Raw genomic sequence first — 904 nt, forward strand, 5'->3', positions numbered from 1 at the left:
TATGCCGCCCCAGGCGAACCGCTCGCCGCGGTCGCCGCCGCCGCCCCTGCCGCCCGCGCCCCTGCGCCGGCACCCGCCGCGAAGGAATCGCTGATCGCCGCCGACATCAGCATCGAAGGCAAGATCGAGGGCACCGGCCACATTCGCATCGCCGGCAAGTTCAAGGGCGACGTCAACGTGCAGGGCGACCTCACCATTGAGACCGGCGCCAAGCTCAGCGGCGGCGTGCGCGCCGACAAGGTGGTGATCGCCGGCGAGCTGGAAGGCAACATCGAATCGGCCTCGCGGGTGGAGCTGCTTGCGTCCGGCGCGCTGATCGGCGACGTCAAGGCCGGCTCGCTGACCGTGGCCGCCGGCTCGCGCATGCGCGGCCAGGCCGACTTCGGCTGGGACGACGACAAACATGCCCGCAAGAGCGGCAAGCCCGCGGAGTCCGACGCCGGCGCATGAGCAGCCCGCGTCCCGGCAGTCCGGGGGCGACCCGGACCTGCCCGCACTGCAAGGCCACCATCCTCGAAAGCGCCAGCGTCTGCCCGGCGTGCAAGCACCACCTGCGCTTCGATTCGGCGGTGCTGCAGCAGTCGGCGCCATCGGCGCTGGTGCCACTGCGCGTGGAGGGCAGCATCCGCCACCCGGCCGACGGCAGCGCCTGGGAATACACCGTGTTGGTGAGCATCCGCAACGGCCGCGGCGAGGAGATCAAGCGCCAACTGGTCGGCGTCGGCGCCATGCTCGACGGCGAGGAGCGCAGCTTCACGCTCTCGGTCGAGGCGACGCCGGTGCGGGGTGGGAAGCGCGGAAAACATTAGCGCCTTGCGGCGCCGGGATTGGGGATTGGGGATTGGGGATTGGGGATTCGTAAAAGCCTGGCCCCTCTCCCATCGGGAGAGGGGTTGGGGTGAGG

Annotated in this window: 2 protein-coding genes; both read left to right on the forward strand. The window is 70.8% G+C overall.

Annotated elements, in window-relative coordinates; translation table 11 throughout:
- On the forward strand, positions 1-450 hold a 450-nt coding region (locus tag D588_RS25265), incomplete at its 5' end, for a polymer-forming cytoskeletal protein (protein WP_017916929.1).
- Positions 447-809 carry a hypothetical protein gene (locus D588_RS0117755; RefSeq protein WP_017916930.1) on the forward strand — a complete coding sequence of 121 codons (363 nt, stop codon included), beginning with the start codon at positions 447-449 and terminating at the stop codon, positions 807-809. The genes D588_RS25265 and D588_RS0117755, both read left to right, overlap by 4 nt.
- Positions 810-904 lie beyond the last annotated feature (95 nt).

The organism is Xanthomonas sp. SHU 308, from assembly GCF_000364645.1.
GTDB classification, from domain to species: domain Bacteria; phylum Pseudomonadota; class Gammaproteobacteria; order Xanthomonadales; family Xanthomonadaceae; genus Xanthomonas_A; species Xanthomonas_A sontii.